Annotated in this window: 17 protein-coding genes and 2 pseudogenes; 7 read left to right on the top strand and 12 right to left on the bottom strand. The window is 63.5% G+C overall.

Annotated features, from left to right (window positions below; all coding sequences use genetic code 11):
• The first annotated feature begins 9 nt into the window (after positions 1 to 9).
• Both MRUB_RS03075 and MRUB_RS03070 read left to right on the top strand, forming a co-directional pair.
• Positions 10 to 984, top strand: a complete 975-nt coding sequence (locus MRUB_RS03075) for a zinc-dependent alcohol dehydrogenase (RefSeq protein WP_013012893.1) — start codon at positions 10 to 12, stop codon at positions 982 to 984.
• A complete protein-coding gene (locus tag MRUB_RS03070) occupies positions 977 to 2,851 on the top strand; it encodes a bifunctional sugar phosphate isomerase/epimerase/4-hydroxyphenylpyruvate dioxygenase family protein (RefSeq protein WP_013012892.1) in 1,875 nt (624 codons plus the stop codon). Before MRUB_RS03075 ends, MRUB_RS03070 begins: the two co-directional genes overlap by 8 nt.
• On the opposite strand, the gene MRUB_RS15760 is transcribed toward MRUB_RS03070, so the two are convergent.
• The 6 genes from MRUB_RS15760 to MRUB_RS15500 form a co-directional block, all read right to left on the bottom strand.
• Positions 2,848 to 2,991 (bottom strand): hypothetical protein, encoded by a 144-nt coding sequence (locus tag MRUB_RS15760; protein WP_024049886.1) that lies wholly within the window; start codon positions 2,989 to 2,991, stop codon positions 2,848 to 2,850. The genes MRUB_RS03070 and MRUB_RS15760 overlap by 4 nt on opposite strands.
• Positions 2,992 to 3,205: 214 nt before the next feature.
• The gene (locus tag MRUB_RS15395; RefSeq protein ID WP_152024871.1) at positions 3,206 to 3,523 is read right to left on the bottom strand and encodes an ABC transporter ATP-binding protein; all 318 of its coding nucleotides are present in this window, start codon (positions 3,521 to 3,523) and stop codon (positions 3,206 to 3,208) included.
• Positions 3,472 to 4,539, bottom strand: coding sequence for an ATP-binding cassette domain-containing protein (locus tag MRUB_RS03065; RefSeq protein ID WP_015586389.1), 1,068 nt, complete (start codon positions 4,537 to 4,539; stop codon positions 3,472 to 3,474). Before MRUB_RS03065 ends, MRUB_RS15395 begins: the two co-directional genes overlap by 52 nt.
• Positions 4,540 to 4,580: 41 nt before the next feature.
• Positions 4,581 to 5,774, bottom strand: a complete 1,194-nt coding sequence (locus MRUB_RS03060) for an MFS transporter (protein ID WP_013012891.1) — start codon at positions 5,772 to 5,774, stop codon at positions 4,581 to 4,583.
• A 105-nt stretch (positions 5,775 to 5,879) separates the two neighbouring features.
• Complete coding sequence (locus MRUB_RS03055; RefSeq protein ID WP_241476977.1) at positions 5,880 to 7,622, bottom strand: ABC transporter ATP-binding protein; 1,743 nt, start codon at positions 7,620 to 7,622, stop codon at positions 5,880 to 5,882.
• Positions 7,623 to 7,665: 43 nt separating this feature from the next.
• Positions 7,666 to 8,220 (bottom strand): hypothetical protein, encoded by a 555-nt coding sequence (locus MRUB_RS15500; RefSeq protein ID WP_081439940.1) that lies wholly within the window; start codon positions 8,218 to 8,220, stop codon positions 7,666 to 7,668.
• 246 nt (positions 8,221 to 8,466) lie between these two features.
• On the opposite strand from MRUB_RS15500, the gene MRUB_RS15755 reads away from it, so the two are divergent.
• The gene (locus tag MRUB_RS15755) at positions 8,467 to 8,607 is read left to right on the top strand and encodes a hypothetical protein (RefSeq protein WP_156113836.1); all 141 of its coding nucleotides are present in this window, start codon (positions 8,467 to 8,469) and stop codon (positions 8,605 to 8,607) included.
• On the opposite strand, the gene MRUB_RS03050 is transcribed toward MRUB_RS15755, so the two are convergent.
• The gene (locus MRUB_RS03050) at positions 8,588 to 10,177 is read right to left on the bottom strand and encodes a tetratricopeptide repeat protein (protein WP_013012889.1); all 1,590 of its coding nucleotides are present in this window, start codon (positions 10,175 to 10,177) and stop codon (positions 8,588 to 8,590) included. The two genes, MRUB_RS15755 and MRUB_RS03050, sit on opposite strands and share 20 nt — an antisense overlap.
• Positions 10,178 to 10,225: 48 nt before the next feature.
• Between MRUB_RS03050 and MRUB_RS03045 the strand changes: the two genes are divergently transcribed.
• Together MRUB_RS03045 and MRUB_RS03040 are read left to right on the top strand one after the other, a co-directional pair.
• Complete coding sequence (locus MRUB_RS03045; protein ID WP_013012888.1) at positions 10,226 to 10,465, top strand: DUF433 domain-containing protein; 240 nt, start codon at positions 10,226 to 10,228, stop codon at positions 10,463 to 10,465.
• Positions 10,462 to 10,818: a DUF5615 family PIN-like protein gene (locus MRUB_RS03040; protein ID WP_013012887.1), complete on the top strand. Its 357-nt coding sequence runs from the start codon at positions 10,462 to 10,464 to the stop codon at positions 10,816 to 10,818. The genes MRUB_RS03045 and MRUB_RS03040 overlap by 4 nt, the downstream gene beginning before the upstream one ends.
• Before the next feature lie 31 nt (positions 10,819 to 10,849).
• On the opposite strand, the pseudogene MRUB_RS03035 reads toward MRUB_RS03040, so the two are convergent.
• The 3 genes and pseudogenes from MRUB_RS03035 to MRUB_RS03025 all read right to left on the bottom strand — a co-directional run.
• Positions 10,850 to 11,305 (bottom strand): annotated as a pseudogene (locus tag MRUB_RS03035) (magnesium chelatase subunit ChlI family protein); the annotation flags it as partial.
• A gap of 201 nt (positions 11,306 to 11,506) precedes the next feature.
• The gene (locus MRUB_RS03030) at positions 11,507 to 11,917 is read right to left on the bottom strand and encodes a PIN domain-containing protein (protein WP_013012886.1); all 411 of its coding nucleotides are present in this window, start codon (positions 11,915 to 11,917) and stop codon (positions 11,507 to 11,509) included.
• Positions 11,917 to 12,123 carry a type II toxin-antitoxin system VapB family antitoxin gene (locus tag MRUB_RS03025; protein WP_013012885.1) on the bottom strand — a complete coding sequence of 69 codons (207 nt, stop codon included), beginning with the start codon at positions 12,121 to 12,123 and terminating at the stop codon, positions 11,917 to 11,919. The genes MRUB_RS03030 and MRUB_RS03025 overlap by 1 nt, the downstream gene beginning before the upstream one ends.
• A gap of 272 nt (positions 12,124 to 12,395) precedes the next feature.
• On the opposite strand from MRUB_RS03025, the gene MRUB_RS03020 reads away from it, so the two are divergent.
• Complete coding sequence (locus tag MRUB_RS03020) at positions 12,396 to 12,827, top strand: hypothetical protein (RefSeq protein WP_013012884.1); 432 nt, start codon at positions 12,396 to 12,398, stop codon at positions 12,825 to 12,827.
• 138 nt (positions 12,828 to 12,965) lie between these two features.
• Here MRUB_RS03020 and MRUB_RS03015 read toward each other — a convergent pair.
• Both MRUB_RS03015 and MRUB_RS03010 read right to left on the bottom strand, forming a co-directional pair.
• A pseudogene (locus MRUB_RS03015) lies at positions 12,966 to 13,421 on the bottom strand (magnesium chelatase subunit ChlI family protein); the annotation flags it as partial.
• An 89-nt stretch (positions 13,422 to 13,510) separates the two neighbouring features.
• A complete protein-coding gene (locus MRUB_RS03010) occupies positions 13,511 to 14,146 on the bottom strand; it encodes an excalibur calcium-binding domain-containing protein (RefSeq protein WP_013012883.1) in 636 nt (211 codons plus the stop codon).
• 209 nt (positions 14,147 to 14,355) lie between these two features.
• Between MRUB_RS03010 and MRUB_RS03005 the strand changes: the two genes are divergently transcribed.
• Positions 14,356 to 14,883 carry a hypothetical protein gene (locus MRUB_RS03005; RefSeq protein WP_013012882.1) on the top strand — a complete coding sequence of 176 codons (528 nt, stop codon included), beginning with the start codon at positions 14,356 to 14,358 and terminating at the stop codon, positions 14,881 to 14,883.
• Positions 14,884 to 15,145 lie beyond the last annotated feature (262 nt).

The raw sequence follows: 15,145 nt of genomic DNA, 5'->3' as shown, positions 1-15,145 counted from the left end.
GGTGACCGCATGCAAGCATGGGTTCTAGAGGATTACGGACGACTCAGCGTGCACCACCGCGAGACCCCGGAAGGAGCGGGGGTGCTCTTGCAGGTCGCGGCCTGCGGCATCTGCGGCAGCGACCTGAGCGTATACAAGGGGGCCCCGGCCATGCGGGCCCGCTGGAAACCACCCCTGGTGCTGGGGCACGAGATTGCCGGTATCGTGCAGGAGGGCCCCCCGGACTGGCTGGGCCAGGCGGTAGCGGTCAACCCGCTGGTGGCGTGCGGCCAGTGCCCGGCCTGCTGGGAAGGGCTGAGCAACCTGTGCGCCCATCGTACCAACATCGGCTTTCACTACTGGGGCGGTTTCGCCGAGCAGATCCGGGTGCCCCTATCCCAGCTCCACCGGCTGCCCGCCGGGGTACCGCTGTGGAAAGGGGCCCTGGCCGAGCCGCTGGCGGTAGCGTTGCGGGCCGTGGAGCTGGCCGGGCCGGTGCTGGGCCGGCCGGTGCTGGTGCTGGGCGGGGGGGCCATCGGCACCCTGGCGGCCTGGCTGCTGGCCCAGGCCGGGGCGCGGGTAACGGTCAGCGAGCGCAACCCGCTGCGCGCGGCCTGGCTCGAGGGGCTGGGCTTTATCGCCGAGGTGGTGCCGACCCCCAGCGGACAGTACGACCGGGTGCTCGAGACCGTAGGGGCCCAGAGCACCCTGGCCCTGGCCGTGAACGCCGCCCGGCCGGGGGGTAGCGTGGTGCTGGTGGGTTTGAGCGACCTCGAGGCCCCCCTCCCCTTGCAGCGCACAGTCTTGCAGGAGATTCGTATCCAGGGCTCGTATGTGTTCACCCAGGCCGAGTTTGCCCGGGCCACCGCGCTGCTGGCTCATCTGCCGGATACCCTGGCCGTCCGGCGGCCTTTTGCCATGGCCCAGACCAGCTTCGAAGAGCTGCTGGCCGGTCGGCTGGCCGAGGCCAAGGTGGTATTGCTGCATGGAGGATGCAATGCGTAGATCCATGGCCACGGTTTGTTTGAGCGGCGACCTCCGGGGCAAGCTCGAGGCCATTGCCGCCGCTGGTTTTGAGGGCTTCGAGCTGTTCGAGAACGACTTGCTGAGCTTCGAGGGCTCCACCCAGGAAATCCGGCAGATGGCCCAGGATCTGGGGCTTACCATCGTAACCCTACAGCCCTTCCGCGACTTTGAAGGCCTGCCCGAACCCCAGCGCAGCCGGGCTTTCGACCGGGCCGAGCGCAAGATGGACGTGATGGCCGAGCTAGGCACCGACCTGTTCTTCGTCTGCGCCAACACCTCACCGCAAAGCACGGGGAGCCTCGAGCGCATTGCCGAAGACCTCTATGAGCTGGGCGAACGCGCCCGACAGCGGGGCTTCCGGGTCGGCTACGAGGCGCTGGCCTGGTCCAAGCACATCTACGACTACCGCGACGCCTGGGAGGTAGTGCGCCGGGCCAACCACCCCGCGGTAGGCCTGATCCTCGATACCTTCCATATCTTCTCCAGAAACCTCGAGCTTTCGGCCATCGCCAAGATCCCAAAGGAAAAGATTTTTCTGGTGCAGATCGCCGACGCCCCCCTGCTGGAGATGGGGGTGCTGCCCTGGAGCCGACACTTCCGCAGCTTCCCCGGCCAGGGCCAGCTCCCGCTGGATCGCTTCATGCAGGTGCTCAGGGAGACCCGCTACGACGGCTGGCTTTCCCTCGAGGTCTTCAACGACCAGTTTCGCACCACCCCGCCCAAGGAAACCGCCCTGGACGGCTACCGCTCGCTGGTCTACCTGCAGGAAAACCCCCTGGAAAAGCTCCCCGTGCAAACCGGCGGGGTGGCCTTCGTGGAGTTCGCCGTCAGCGAGGAGATGGCTCCCACCCTGGCCCAGTTCCTCGGGGCCCTGGGCTTCCAGAAGCGCGGCCAGCACCGCTCCAAGGAGGTGAGCCTGTGGCAGCAGGGGCAGATTAATTTCATTCTCAACAGCGAGCCGGGCAGCTTTGCCCAGGCCTACAACCAGGTGCATGGCACCTCGGTCTGCGCGGTGGCGGTTCTGGTCGAGGGGGTGGAGGAGGTGTTGCAACGGGCCCAGACCTACAAGGCCCCCATCTTCTACGGCCCAACCGGCCCCGGTGAGCACCAGATCCCGGCCCTGCGCGGTCTGGATGGAAGCCTGCTGTACCTGATTGAAGCCCAGCAGGAGATGGACAGCTTCTGGGCAGTGGATTTCGAGCTGGCCGCACCCCAGCCCACACCCACCGCTCTACAGCGCATTGACCATCTGGCCCAGGTGATGCCGGCAGCCCAGGTGCTTTCCTGGGTTCTGTTCTACCGCACCATCCTGGGCCTGCAAACCTCCAACCTGCTGGAGATTCCCGACCCCGGCGGCCTCATTCAAAGCCAGGCCGCCGAAAGCCCCGACCGCTCGCTGCGCCTGGTGCTCAACGCCTCCCAGGCCGGCGGCACCCTGGCCGCGCGCTTCTTGAACGAGTACTACGGCGGCGGGGTGCAGCACATCGCTCTGGCTACCTCCGACATCTTTGGCACCCTCGAGCGCCTACAGAACAACGGCCTCCAGCTCCTCCCCATCCCTCAGAACTACTACCACGACCTCGAGGCCCGCTACGCGCTGGAGCCCGCCCTTCTAGAGCGCATGCAGGCCCTCAACGTGCTGTACGACCAGAGCCCGGAGGGTGAGTTCTTCCACGCCTACACCCAGACCTTCGACGATCTCTTTTTTATCGAAATTGTCGAACGCCGGGGTGCGTACCAGGGCTACGGCGCGGTCAACGCCCCCATCCGCATCGCCGCTCAGACCCGGTTGTACAAGGAGTCCCTGCGCACCCTGTCCACTCCCCTACGGTTCCGGCCCGATTAGCGTTTGTGTCCATACCCTGCCACAGCGCTTCTGGCAGAACGGCCCGGGCTGGAAAAGGCCGTGGCCCAGAGCAGCCGGACGTAGGAGGGGTGGGCTAGGGCGGGGTAGTGCTGTCTGAGGAAGGCACCGATTTTGCTCATATGGCAGCCTTCGCTATTTTCAATGCTGCCACCAGCGGCAAAAAATGAGCCTGGAGAGATTCTTCGTTTCGTAGGGATGGTATTATTCTCTTTGAGAAAAACCCACTCAACCCCACGCGGCCTACTATAATCCGCAAGTCGTCGCAGCCGGAGGGGATTTCTGTTCAGTCATACTCAATCCGGCAGGCTTGCAAACCGCAAGCATCCTCCGTACCTACGGCCTGTTTACCTCCGCGCCATAGGTCGCGGCCTGCGTAGTAAACAGTTCGTAGTAGTGCCCCCGTTTCTGTATTAGCTCGTGGTGCGAACCGTCCTCCACAATCTGGCCGCCCTCGAGCACCAAAATGCGGTCGGCCATGCGGACAGTATTGAGCCGGTGGGTGATGAGCAGGCTGGTCTTCCCACGGGTCAGCTCGCGGTAGGCCTGGAAGAGCTCGGCCTCGGCCTTAGCGTCCAGGGCAGCGGTGGGCTCGTCCAGGATCAAGACCGGGGCGTCCCGGTAGAGGCCCGAGCCAGCGCTATTCGCTGCCACTGCCCGCCGGAGAGCGCCTGCCCTTGTTCGTCGAACTGCCGCCCCAGCATGGTCTCCCAGCCCAGGGGCAGGCTTTTTATAACCTCATCGGCCCTGGCCTGCCGGGCCGCCTCCTCGAGCCTACCCAGGTCGGGCGGCGCCGAAACTTTAGCCACCTGGATGTTTTCTCGGGCGGTGAGGTGGTAGCGCACGAAGTCCTGCAGGATCACCCCAAAAATAGCCCGGTAGTCCTCGAGCGGAAACTCACGGATGTCCACCCCGTTGAGCAGGATGCGGCCCCGCTCCGGCTCGTAAAGCCGGGTCAGCAGCTTCACGATGGTGGTTTTACCAGCCCCGTTCACCCCCACCAGGGCCGTGGCCTCCCCAGCCCGCAGCTCAAACGACAGGTTCTGGAAGACTGGACTTGGGGCGCCGGTGTAGGTAAAGGCCACATGCTCGAAAGTAAATTCGTACCCTTCGATGCTCGGCAAGGGCCGAGGCGCGGACGGTGTGGCGATCTTCGGTCTGAAGTTGAAGAAGCGCTCGAGGTCACCAAAAAATAGCGAGTTCTCCAACAGCTCCCCCAGGTTAGCCAGCGCCTGAGAAAGGTTCTGCCGCACCACCACCAGCGCCGTAGCCAGCATCGTAAAGTCGCCCAGGGTGATGCGCCCGGTGACCGCCTGGTAAGCCACAAAGGCCAGGGCCAGGTACTGCGCCCCGGCCGATACCACTGCCGCCATTACAAACCCCTTGCTAGTGGCCCAAGCCGCCTGTAACCGCCGCTCAATGACCCGCTGGGCATAGGCCTGGCGCTGGGCCAGCAGCCAGGGCGCCAGGTCGAACAGCCGCAGCTCCTTGGCCGCAGCATCGGACATCAGGAGGCCGTCGAAGTAGGCGGCCCGTCGGCCATCTGCCGTGGTCATATCGTAGGAGGCAAAGGTGATGTGGCCGGAGTCCCGAGCCACCAGCAGGGCGGGGATGAGCGCAACCAGGAGGGCTACCACTAGCAAGGGCTGAAAAGCCAGGATTACCAGCACAAATTCTAATAGCTTTTCCGTTGAACATTTCCTTGTCTCCATTAGGTTTTGCGTACAAACCACAAACCCGCGGAGCCCACAATCAAAAGGTAGAAACCCAAAAAAGCAATCGCGGCGCGTGAGCCGAATAGCTCTGCACCCACACCCGCAAGAACCAAACCCAGGGGTCGGAGCGACATACGCAGGGTTCTTTGCAGCGCCAGCGACTTTCCGAGGGTTGAGGGCCCGGCCAGTGTTTGCATGAGTGTGCGTGCGTATAGCCCGAGCGCGATGGTGCCTCCACCTGCCAAAAACGAGCCCACCAGCAGGTATGGATAGCCCACAGCACCGGTTATCACCGTTCCGAGGCCCAGCACCAGCACCGATATCCCCACCGGATAGAGATGTCTTGGTGTAGAAAACCTGGCCAGCAGCAACGTTGCAGCCAGCACACCCCCCGCAAAGGCCGAGGTGGCCCAACCGGCCTCGCGGGCCCCCAAGCCAAGATCATGCACTGCGACCAGCACCAAAGCGCCAAGGGGGGCCATCGCCACGTTGGCCAGTGCGGGTATAGCGATAAGATACAGTCGCTTTTTATCGGCAAGTGTTTGGCGGACAGAAAGGCGCAAGCCCTGTACGAAACCGGTTTTGGATAAAGACTCCGTACCGGAAGATTTATCTTCTTCGCCGCCGATTTTGCCAGCAGAGGCACCCCGGAACCCCAGTAAACCCAGGGCGAGCAGCGCCGCCACAGCGCCAAAAGCAACCGTAAAGTTACCCAGCACAAGCAAATGACCCGCCACTACGGGCGCTAGAATACCCGCCACAGCGTTGATGGTCTCGAGCCTCGAGCCCAGTCCTAGCAAACCCTGGCGATCAATGAACCGAGGAACTGCGCTAAAGAAAGCAGTCGAGTACAGAAACTCGGTGAAACCCACCAGTCCCACCAGCAGGCAAACCAACCCAATAGATTCGAGCTTTACAAAGCTGATAAGCGCAATAACCGCCAGTAAAAGCACCGTAAGGATGCGAGCAGTCTGTAGCAGGCGGAGCGGGTCAGACTTGTCCACCAGATGCCCCACCAGGGGGCCAGGAAGCGTATTGGCCAGGGTTATGGCCAGGAAGATGCCAATAGGTGCCAGGGGTGACTCGGTGAACCCTAGAGCCCACCACGGGGCCACAAACATAAACAACTGCAAGCCCACATAGGTGGTGGTTTGTGCAAGCAGAATGCCGGTGAGTTGGGCTCGAGCCATCCCATTGATCCCATCACAAGGTTTCCGGCCTTGGTAGGCTTCCTGCCGGGTGGTCGGTAGTAAGCGACTTCATCGTGCAGCTCAGCCTGATTGCTCCAATTTTCCTCATTTGTCGGCCAGGTCGGGGCTGTAGAGATCGGCTTGCAAGCGCCAGAGCTCGGCGTAGGCACCCCCACGGGCCAGCAGGGTGGCGTGATCACCCTCCTCCACCAGGCGCCCCCCGCTCAGTACCAGGATGCGGTCGGCCATCCGCACCGAGCCCAGGCGGTGGGTGATGAGGAGCACCGTTTTCCCCTTAGCCAGCTCGGCAAAGCGGGCGTAGAGGTGGGCCTCCTCTTTGGGATCCAGGGAGGCCGTGGGCTCGTCCAGAACCAGCAGCTCGGCCTGGCGGAAGAAGGCCCGCGAGAGCGCCACCCGCTGCCACTCCCCCAGGGACAGTTCGGTGCCCCCAAAGGCCCTGGAGAGCAAAGCTTCCGGCCCCAGCCGGAGGAGCAGCCCCTCGGCCCCTCCAGCCCGGGCCGCCTCCTCTAAGCGCTTTGGGTCGTGGAGGTGCTTTAGGTCGGAAAGGGCGATGTTTTCCTCAAGGGTTAGGGCATAGCGGCCAAAGTCCTGGAAGACCGCGGCCACCAGGCGGCGCCAGGCCGCAAGATCCAGCTCACGCAGATCCACCCCGTCCACCAGGATGCGCCCCTCGCCGGGATCGTAGAAGCGCAGGAGCAGCTTGACCAGGGTGGTCTTGCCCGCCCCGTTCTCCCCCACCAGGGCCAGGCGCTCCCCCCGGCGCAGGGTGAAGCTAACGTCCTGCAAGGCCCGCCTCCCGTCGGGGTAGGTGAAGCCCACCTGCTCAAAGCGGATCTCCTCAAAGGAGCGCACCTCCCGGGGCTTGGGGGGCTGTCGCAGGGTCGGCGGCAGGGCCAGGAACCGCTCCAGCCGCTCGAAGTACAGAAGGCTCTCGTAAAGCATCCCCCCGTCCTGTACCAGGCCAAACAGGTTCTGCTGCAGACTGCCCACCGACTGGAGCACCAGCACCAGGTTGCCCAGGCCGCTGGCCCCCGAAAGGGCCTGCCGCAGGGCCAGGAAAAGAGCCGCAGCCGTCGCCAGGGCGCCCAGAAGCACCAGGCCGCTGGCCCCCAGAGCCTGGCGGCCCCGTGCGCGACGCACCGCGCGGTAAAGGGCCCAGAAGGCCTCGAGGTAGCGCCCCCGAAAAAAGGGCAGCAGGCCGAACAGGCGCACCTCCTTGGCCGTGTCGGCCTCGAGCAGGGCCTCGGCAAAGTAGCGCATCCGGCGGGCCTCGGGCGCGGTGAACAGCACCGCTTCCCACACCCCCTTCTGCAGCCGGAAGGTTAGGATGGCCTGGGGCAGGGTGGCCAGCAATAGCAACAGCGGGAAAAGGGGCGCCGCGCTCAGCAAAAGCAGCAACACCCCGGCCACGGTGATGCTCCCCCGGAAGGCGCTCCCCAGAAAGATGAGCAGGTTCAGGGGCTGGTAGGGGGCCTGATCGCGCAACACCTGCAGCTCATCGTGAAAGCTGGGGTTCTCAAAAGGGGTCAGGTCGGGCAGGCCGCCCACTTTATCCATCAGCAGAAGGTGCACCCGGGCCGTGAGCCGCTCGTTCACCGCCCCCTGCAGATAGGCCACCCAGGGGGCCAGCAGGAAGTCCAGGGCAAAGGCCAGGGCCAGCCCCAGCAGGGGCCACCAGAGCCAGGGGCCCCACACGCCCTCCCCCAGACCGGCCACCAGGCCGTCCACCAGGGCGCGGGTAAAGCCCAGAACCCCCACCGGCACCAGCCCCCCCAGGGCCAGCAGCAGCAAAAGCAGGGTGGCCTCGAGGGGGGCCGCCTGGATCACCTGGCGCAAAGCCAGCCCAACCAGGCGCCATCGAAAAGTTCTCCTATCCAGCCGCAACCACCTCCTGCCGAGCTTTGGGTGCCAACCAGCGCTTGGGGTTCATGAAGTTGGAGGAAATGTAGTCCCATTCATCTGCTGCAACAGGAGAAACTTCCTCGACGGTATAGCGCTTGTGCATGGGTTGGAGTGGGTCGTGGTGAATAATCGCTTTTAAACCTTCAGGTATTGTGACGATATCAAATGGCCTCCCTTCTTCGTCCCACTCCCAGACTGGAACCTCCCCTGCTAGCGCATAATAGGCATCCCTGCTGGCATCGAGATTGCGGACGTAGAAACTGGATGGACAATACCAGCACGAGGTTCGGTACTTTCCGCAAGCCATCACTTCCAATGGTCGGACGTAGTGGCGAAATTTGAACACCTCTCCATACAGAACAATAGAGGGGCGTTTCGCAGGATGAGAAATGACTCCTCCAAAGGGATCAAACTCATATGAAAACTCCGAGGAAGGCCCCAGTCGAACAACCAAACCATCGCGATCCCTTACTTCCAGCCAGCCGTCCAAAGTTTCCAGTCGATCACCCACAATCAATGTCATCCCCTCTTCCAGGTTGTACCTCTTACTCCTGCCGCAAAAGCACCGGCCCGTTCCCAGTGCTGTTTGCAATGATTCGTGTAACCTTGTAACCTTCCATGGTTCCTCCTTTGTTTTCCAGCCCTAAAGGGCTGTTTTTATTTTTAGCTCCCCCAGGTAACCAAACCCCCTCTCAGAATGGTGACCTTTCCTCTCATTTTGGTTACCTTCTGACCGTGTTGGTTACCTCCCCTGGGTTAGGGTGGAAGCATGCGGAAGGTTCGGCTGTTCTTGGTGTTGCTGGTTTTTCTGGTTCTGGGCCTCAGGGAGACCGCCCGCGCCTGCACCCACCCCGACTGCCCCCCGCCGGGGGTGGTGCGCTCCGGGGTGCCTAGCGGTACTGGGCGTTGAGCCGCCGCACCCAGGCCCGCACCGCCGGGCGGCGGGGATCGGGTTCGGGCAGGCGTTCCAGCAGGGCTTCCCAGAGGACGAGGTCGTCCGGGATGCGCTGGGTCAGGCGGTAGAGAGGCTCCGGGTCGGGCTGCCGGAGGACGGCCTCTCTGAGCTGTTCCTCCAGGTGGTTCCGCAGCAGCTCGATGCCGGGGGCCTGGCTTCTGGGCAGCAGGGGGCCCTGGTAGAGGCTGAGGGCCTCGGCCAGGCGGTGGTGTTGCAGGGCTTCCTGGAGCTTTAGGAAGTCGGCCTCGATGGGGGTGCAAAGCCGGTAGGGGCGGGGCTGGACTTCGAAGCCCTGCTGGCGCAGGCGGCAGAGCTCGCTCTTGAGGGCCTGGGGGTTGGGCGCGGGGTAGAGGGCCCGGGCCAGGGCCTCGCCCGAGAGGCCTTCGGGGTGGGCCAGCAGCAGGGTGAGGAGTTCCAGGCTGCGGGGCCTGAGGGCAGGGAAGCCCTCCAGGTGAGCCGCCCCCAGGGTGCGCAGGTAGGGGGTGGCGGGTGGGGGGAGTTCGGGCGGCAGGAAGAGGGCCCTGGCCTCAGGCCGGAGGGCCTGGGCCATCCGGCGGTAGGGCTCGGGGAGGGGGGCTCCTTCCAGAGCTGCGAGGTGGGCGGCGGCCCGCAGGGCCTCCTCGGCCCACTCGGTCTGCAGGGTGGGGAGGGCAGCTTCCAGGAGCGGGCGGGCCTCCGGGCGGGGGTAGTGCCAGAGGCCCTGGGCCAGCGACTGGAGGGCCTGGGGCAGGGGGTCGGGGGAAGATCCGGCGGCCGCCGCGCGGAGCCAGCGGGAAAGAAGGGGCCGGGCCGAGGGGCGGTGCTTGAAGAGCAGCACCAGCAGGGGCAGGTCGTAGGGCTGGTGGGGGCTGGAGTTCTGCCGCAGGAGGGCTTCCAGGAGTTCGGGGCTTTCCTGGCCCTGCATCCCTTGCAGGAGCAGGCTGAGCCAGAGGGCGTAGTAGCGCACCCCGGGGGCTGCGTGGGCCAGCAGGGGCGGCAGGGATCGTTCCAGGGCGGGGAGGGGCTCCTCCCCCGCCAGGGCCAAAAGGGTGAGCTCCTCCAGCCGGTAGTGGGGCTGCTCCGGGGCTTGCAGGACGGCCCGGCTGGCGTAGGAAAGAGCCTCGGTCAAGCAGCCCAGCCGCCTATAGGTGCGGGCCAGGGCATAGGCCAGGCGGGCCTGTTCCTCGGGTGGGCCCTCGCAGCGGTCAAGCGCCGCTTGCAGGGCCAGGAGTCCATCGGCGGGCGGCAGCGAGAGGCCCAGGTGGTAGAGCGTGAGGGGGGTCTGGACAATCTGCGCGGCGGCCAGGGCCCACCGGCGGTAGGTGGCAGGATCGCCCTTGCGGAAAGCCGCGAAGCCCAGGAGCGCGAGGCGTTCGGCCTGGGCGACGCTCTCTTGGGGCTGCCAGCTCTCCAGCAGGGCCTGGGCCTCGGCTACCTGGCCCAGCGCCAGCAGCGACAGGGCCACAGCCTGCACCCGGGCTTGTTGCTGGGCCAGCAAGAGGGCCTCCCAGTAGCGGCCCTGGGTGTAGAGGGCCAGGGCGTCCATGGAGGGAGTATAGCAAGTACCGGCTATGGGGCGTGCTAGACTGAAGCCGTGACGAACCCATCGGCCCTGCTTCAGCGCATTACCCTCGAGCCCGAGGTCAACCACGGCCAGCCTACTGTGCGGGGGTTGCGCTACCCGGTGCGGGTGATCTTGGAGCTCCTGGCGGGGGGTATGACCCCGGAGGAGGTTCTGGCCGATTACCCCGACCTCGAGCCGGAGGATATCCAGGCCTGCTTGCTGTATGCTGCCAAGCTCAGCGAGGTAGGGGCGGTGCTGAGGGTGGCGTGATCCGCTTTTTGGTGGACGCGCACCTGCCCTTTCGCTTAGTGCGGCTTTTGCGGGAGCGGGGTTACGATGCCCTGCATACCTCCGAGCTTCCGCGGGGCAATGCCACCAAAGATAGCGAGATCAACGCCCTTTCGCTGAGGGAAAAGCGGGTGGTGGTAAGCAAGGACGCGGACTTCATCCAGAGCCTGATCCTGCGGGGTGAACCCTACAAGCTGCTCCTGGTCTCCACCGGAAACATCTCGAACCAAGTTCTAGAGGCCCTCTTCCTGGAGCAGCTCGACGTGCTTTGCGAGTTGCTGAACACGTACCGCTATGTCGAGCTGGGTAGAGCGGAAATTGTAGCTCATCTTTAAAGCTCAAACGCCCTCGAACGATCGCCCCGCTTTACCCCAGGCTCCTCCGATACGCCAGCGCCTCGGCCAGGTGGGCCTCCTGGATGTGCTCGGCCCCTGCCAGGTCGGCAATGGTGCGCGCCACCCGCAGGATGCGGTCGTAGCTGCGGGCACTGAGCGCCAGGCGCTGGGTAGCCGCCTGCAAGAGGGCCTCACCGGAGGGGGACAGCGCGGTGTGCTGCCGCAGGGCCCGGCCGAATAGCTCGCTGTTGAGTTTTCCCTGGCGGGCTTGCATCCGCCCCCGGGCCGCCAGCACCCTTTCTCTGACCACGGCAGTGGGCTCGCCTTCCGGCGCTCGGGCCAGCTCCTCCGGGGTGAGCCGGGGTACTTCCACCACCAGGTCGAAGCGGTCGAGCAGGGGGCCCGAGATGCGACCCACGTAGCGCAGGCGCTGGGTGGGGGTGCAGACGCACTGCTTCTGGGGGTCGCCGTGGTGGCCGCAGGGGCAGGCGTGTGCAGGGCAATCGGGGTATTCAAGGTAACATGACCTACTTTCTTCCTCGACAAAAACCGGGGCCGGTGGGCAAGGTAGAGCTACGAGCTTTGTTGGTGGAGGAGCACCGCCGGACAGGGGCCAGTGCCCGCAGCCTGGCGAGGAAGTATGGGGTGAGCAGCGGGACGGCCTGGAGGTGGGTGAGTGGGGAAAGGGCTAGGCGCTTTTGAGGTTGTGTTCCTGCAGGGGGCTATGGCCCGCGATGGTCGCAAAGTGGGCATCGCCAAAGTGCCACAGTTCGCAGCCATGCACCAAGGCCGATCCGGCGATCAGCAAGTCCACCGTGGGTACCCGTTGGCCGGAACGGGCCAGATCGTAGGCCAGCTTGCCAGCCACCCCCGCCTCTTCGCTTCCCAAGGGTAGCCAGAGCAGGGCCTGCAGATCAGCGGCGAGAAGACCGTAGTCTTTCTCGCTCTTTGCGCCGGACAGAAGTTCCACGGCAATCGGCGCTATGACCGCGATCTCATGTACCTCCAGGGCGTTACCCAGGGCTTGCTTGACCTGGCGGGCACCCTTGGGGTGATAAAACTCAATCCAGGCCGATGTATCTACCAAGATGCGGGCCACTAGCGGGACTCCCGCAGCGCGCGCAGGGTTTCCTGGGTGAGCTCGAGCTCCACCCGCCCGGCGTGGGCCCGGATGCCCCGGCGGCGCTGCTGGCGCACCAGCTCCTGCAAGGCCCGCTCGATGGCTTCCCGTTTGGTGCGCACCCCCAGCACCCGGCGGGCCTCTTCCAGCAGGGCTTCGTCAATTTCGATGGTCATGCGGGGCATGGTGTTTCGAGTATACACGCTCTTGGGTGCATTTAAGTGTGCTTCTAAGTAAGATGTAAAGTCAAGACCCCAACCAGCCCGTGATCCGCTTGCGGGCGGGAATCTACGGCGGGCTGGATGGCAGAGTCTTGGCAGGAGTCAACATCCTGGGGGTTAGCCTGAGCGGAGACGTCATTCCCCAAGGCGTAATTGTCCCCGAAACCCCCCTGCTGCCCGAGTTTTCCAGGTGCTGGCACGGAGTTGGGCTCACCCCTTGTCTCTAAGGAGGCGTTGTGAGAGCTGCGACCTTGATAATGCTGACCCTTAGCCTAAGCGCGTGCAGCTTGGTGTACCCGGCTTACCCCATCGAGGCCGAGGTGGTGGACGGCACATACTCCCGCTCCATTTTGGAGAGTGACGGCTACTGGGTGGTCACCAAACATTTCGATAGCGATATCTTCTATTTCACCCTGAGCAAGACCGAGGCCGCCGACCTTGCTCTTGATAATCAGTGGTTCTGGCTCACCGCTGAGTCCTCTGGGTACGACGTTAGCCTCTATCCCCGGCAAGTGCAACTAGGCCAGATGGTGTCGCTTAGGGTCAGTAACAAGCCCGGTCAGCCACCCCCTCCCGCAGATCGGCGGATCGTGGGAGTCTTGGTGAGTTGGCAAGAAAAAACCCGATCCATACGCTTCATGGTGAACGACCTCAGCACGAGAAGGTAAGGTCGGCATGTTTAGGAGGAGAAGGGTGAAAGCAGTGCGCCTAGCGGTGTTGGCGGGTTTGGCCTTGTAGGTGGTTGGTTGTGGCCTGCAAAAAGCCACGAACTCGGTGAGCAATTAGATGCTCGTTTCATGCAATCCTTACCCCAGACTCCGCCGATACGTCAGCGCCTCGGCCAGGTGGGCTTCCTGGATGGGCTCGGCCCCTGAGAGGTCGGCGATGGTGCGGGCTGTCCGCAGGATGCGGTCGTAGCTTCTTGCGGTGAGGGCCAGGCGCTGAGTGGCCGCTTGCAAGAGGGCCTCGGAGGATGGTGAGAGTGCGGTGTGCTGGCGCAGGGTACGGCCAAAGAGTTCGCTGTTGGGCTTCCCCTGGCGGGATAGCATCCTTTCCCTGGCCGCCAGCACCCGTTCTCGAACAACTGCGGTGGACTCCCCTTCGGGGGCGCGGGCGAGTTCCTGGGGTGTAAGCCGGGGAACTTCCACCACCAGGTCGAAGCGGTCGAGCAGCGGGCCAGAGATGCGGTTCACGTAGCGTTGGCGCTGGGCGGGGGTGCAGCTACAGGGTTTCTCGGGGTCGCCGTACCAGCCGCAGGGGCATGAAAGCCATCGCCGTCTTGCGGGAGGAGCGGCCCTTGGGTTATGCGCCCTCCTCGCGTCGCCTGCGCCCTTGCAACACGAGCAAATGTTCAGCGTTCGCACGCCACCCCGTCGCCATTCCGATCCAATCCTGGCCGATATCCCGGCTGACCCCGATAGATCGGCGCAGCACCTGCCGCCCTAGCTTCAGCGCAGTTGCGGTAGTAGATGTCCGAGGAGGGCTTCGAGGGTCGCGGCGCCCCGGCGCTGGGTGGGTTGGCAGGATTGGCGCGGTATGTCCAGGGTTCTTGAAAACTCCCCTGCCAGATGCCTCGCCGGGCGGCTTTGGCCCGTTTTTGGCTGTCAAGATAGACCGCGCCTTCATACCGAGTATAAGAAAGTGCCCATCCCTGCTCCACCAACCAGCGGTTGATCTCTACGCCCCCCACGCTGCACACCGCTAACATCCGTCTATACCGATCGGTACCCTTCCGAACGCAATACACCGTCCTCTGTCCCAGAAAGTCCGACAAAGCAAAAGTAGCCCGCCGTCCACAGGGCCATACCCTCCCACGAGCGTCCAAACAGGTCTGGCTGCTCTCCACGGCGTCCACCCCCCACAGGCGGATGCGGCTCCCCTGGATTTCCAAAGAATCGGCGTCTATCACGCTGGCACGCCCTGCCACGGTGTCCTGGGCCAGGGCCAAGCTTAGAGCAAACAAAAAGCAGGTCAAAAGTCGCAACATAGCATTAGCATCTCACTAAAATAGTGGTGTCATCGTTTGCCCCAGCGAGGGACAAATTTTGATGAGCTACCCCGGTGACCATTTTATGGACTCAAGGAGGTACGTAACGAAAAGGTAACCTCAGATTCGAAAGTTAAGACTCTGGTTCTAGAACTCGACAAAAACACCCGCGTATGTGCGGAAGTAAGGTTTTCTAGCTTGTTCTGAATATGCACAACCTCTTCAATGACGTTCGCAGCTTAGAGCAGGAAATCAAAGCATATCTCGTCCATGTCCACAGCGCCAAAACCCTGGCGAGTTCCGACAACATCATCCTTGAGAACGGAGCCCAGCACCTCCAACGCCTCCTGGAGGAGGTCACTGATTATGACCCAGACCTGAGCAAGCCCCTTGAGTCTCTCCAACAACGTTTCACGAACCTTAAACGGCGGCTAGACCCACTGCTCCCCTCCGGCGAAGTTGTGCGCGTACAGGTTACAGCCAATCCTCCGTCCCCGATTCCTGATCCGGAAGCCAAGATTTACAAGACTGAACAAGGTTGGTGGCTTGAGCGCACCGGCGAGCGCACCCTGTATCGGGACCTTGGAACCCTCGCTAACGCCGTGGGTATGGTATCCACCCTCACCGACGATCTAGATCTCTGGCGTGCAAGCCTCTTTGGCAACACCTTCACTATCTCTAAGGCGCGACCCTTCTCCGGCTTCCGTGTTTCGCTAACCCTTCCCGATGACCGCTGAACCTCCCTCAAGCCTATCATTCTTACCGCTCGCGCAGCCTACAGGTGCAACATCTGCACCTACCTACCCTCTGAGTTGGGGGAGGCGGATCCAGCATGGATAAAGGACGTGAGGATCTACCGGAGACCCCTATGCATCAGTGGCAGTACCTTATCTACGATGAAAAAGCTCAGGGCTTCCTTAACCCAATCTCAGGCCAACGCGTGCCATCTGAGGGAGCCTTTCCACATGACACGGTAGTCGTTTGGGACGGCACTACAGC

The sequence above is a fragment of the Meiothermus ruber DSM 1279 genome, assembly GCF_000024425.1.
GTDB classification, from domain to species: domain Bacteria; phylum Deinococcota; class Deinococci; order Deinococcales; family Thermaceae; genus Meiothermus; species Meiothermus ruber.
Note: the sequence above shows the minus strand (reverse complement) of the source record. Positions and strands in the feature narration are given on the sequence as shown.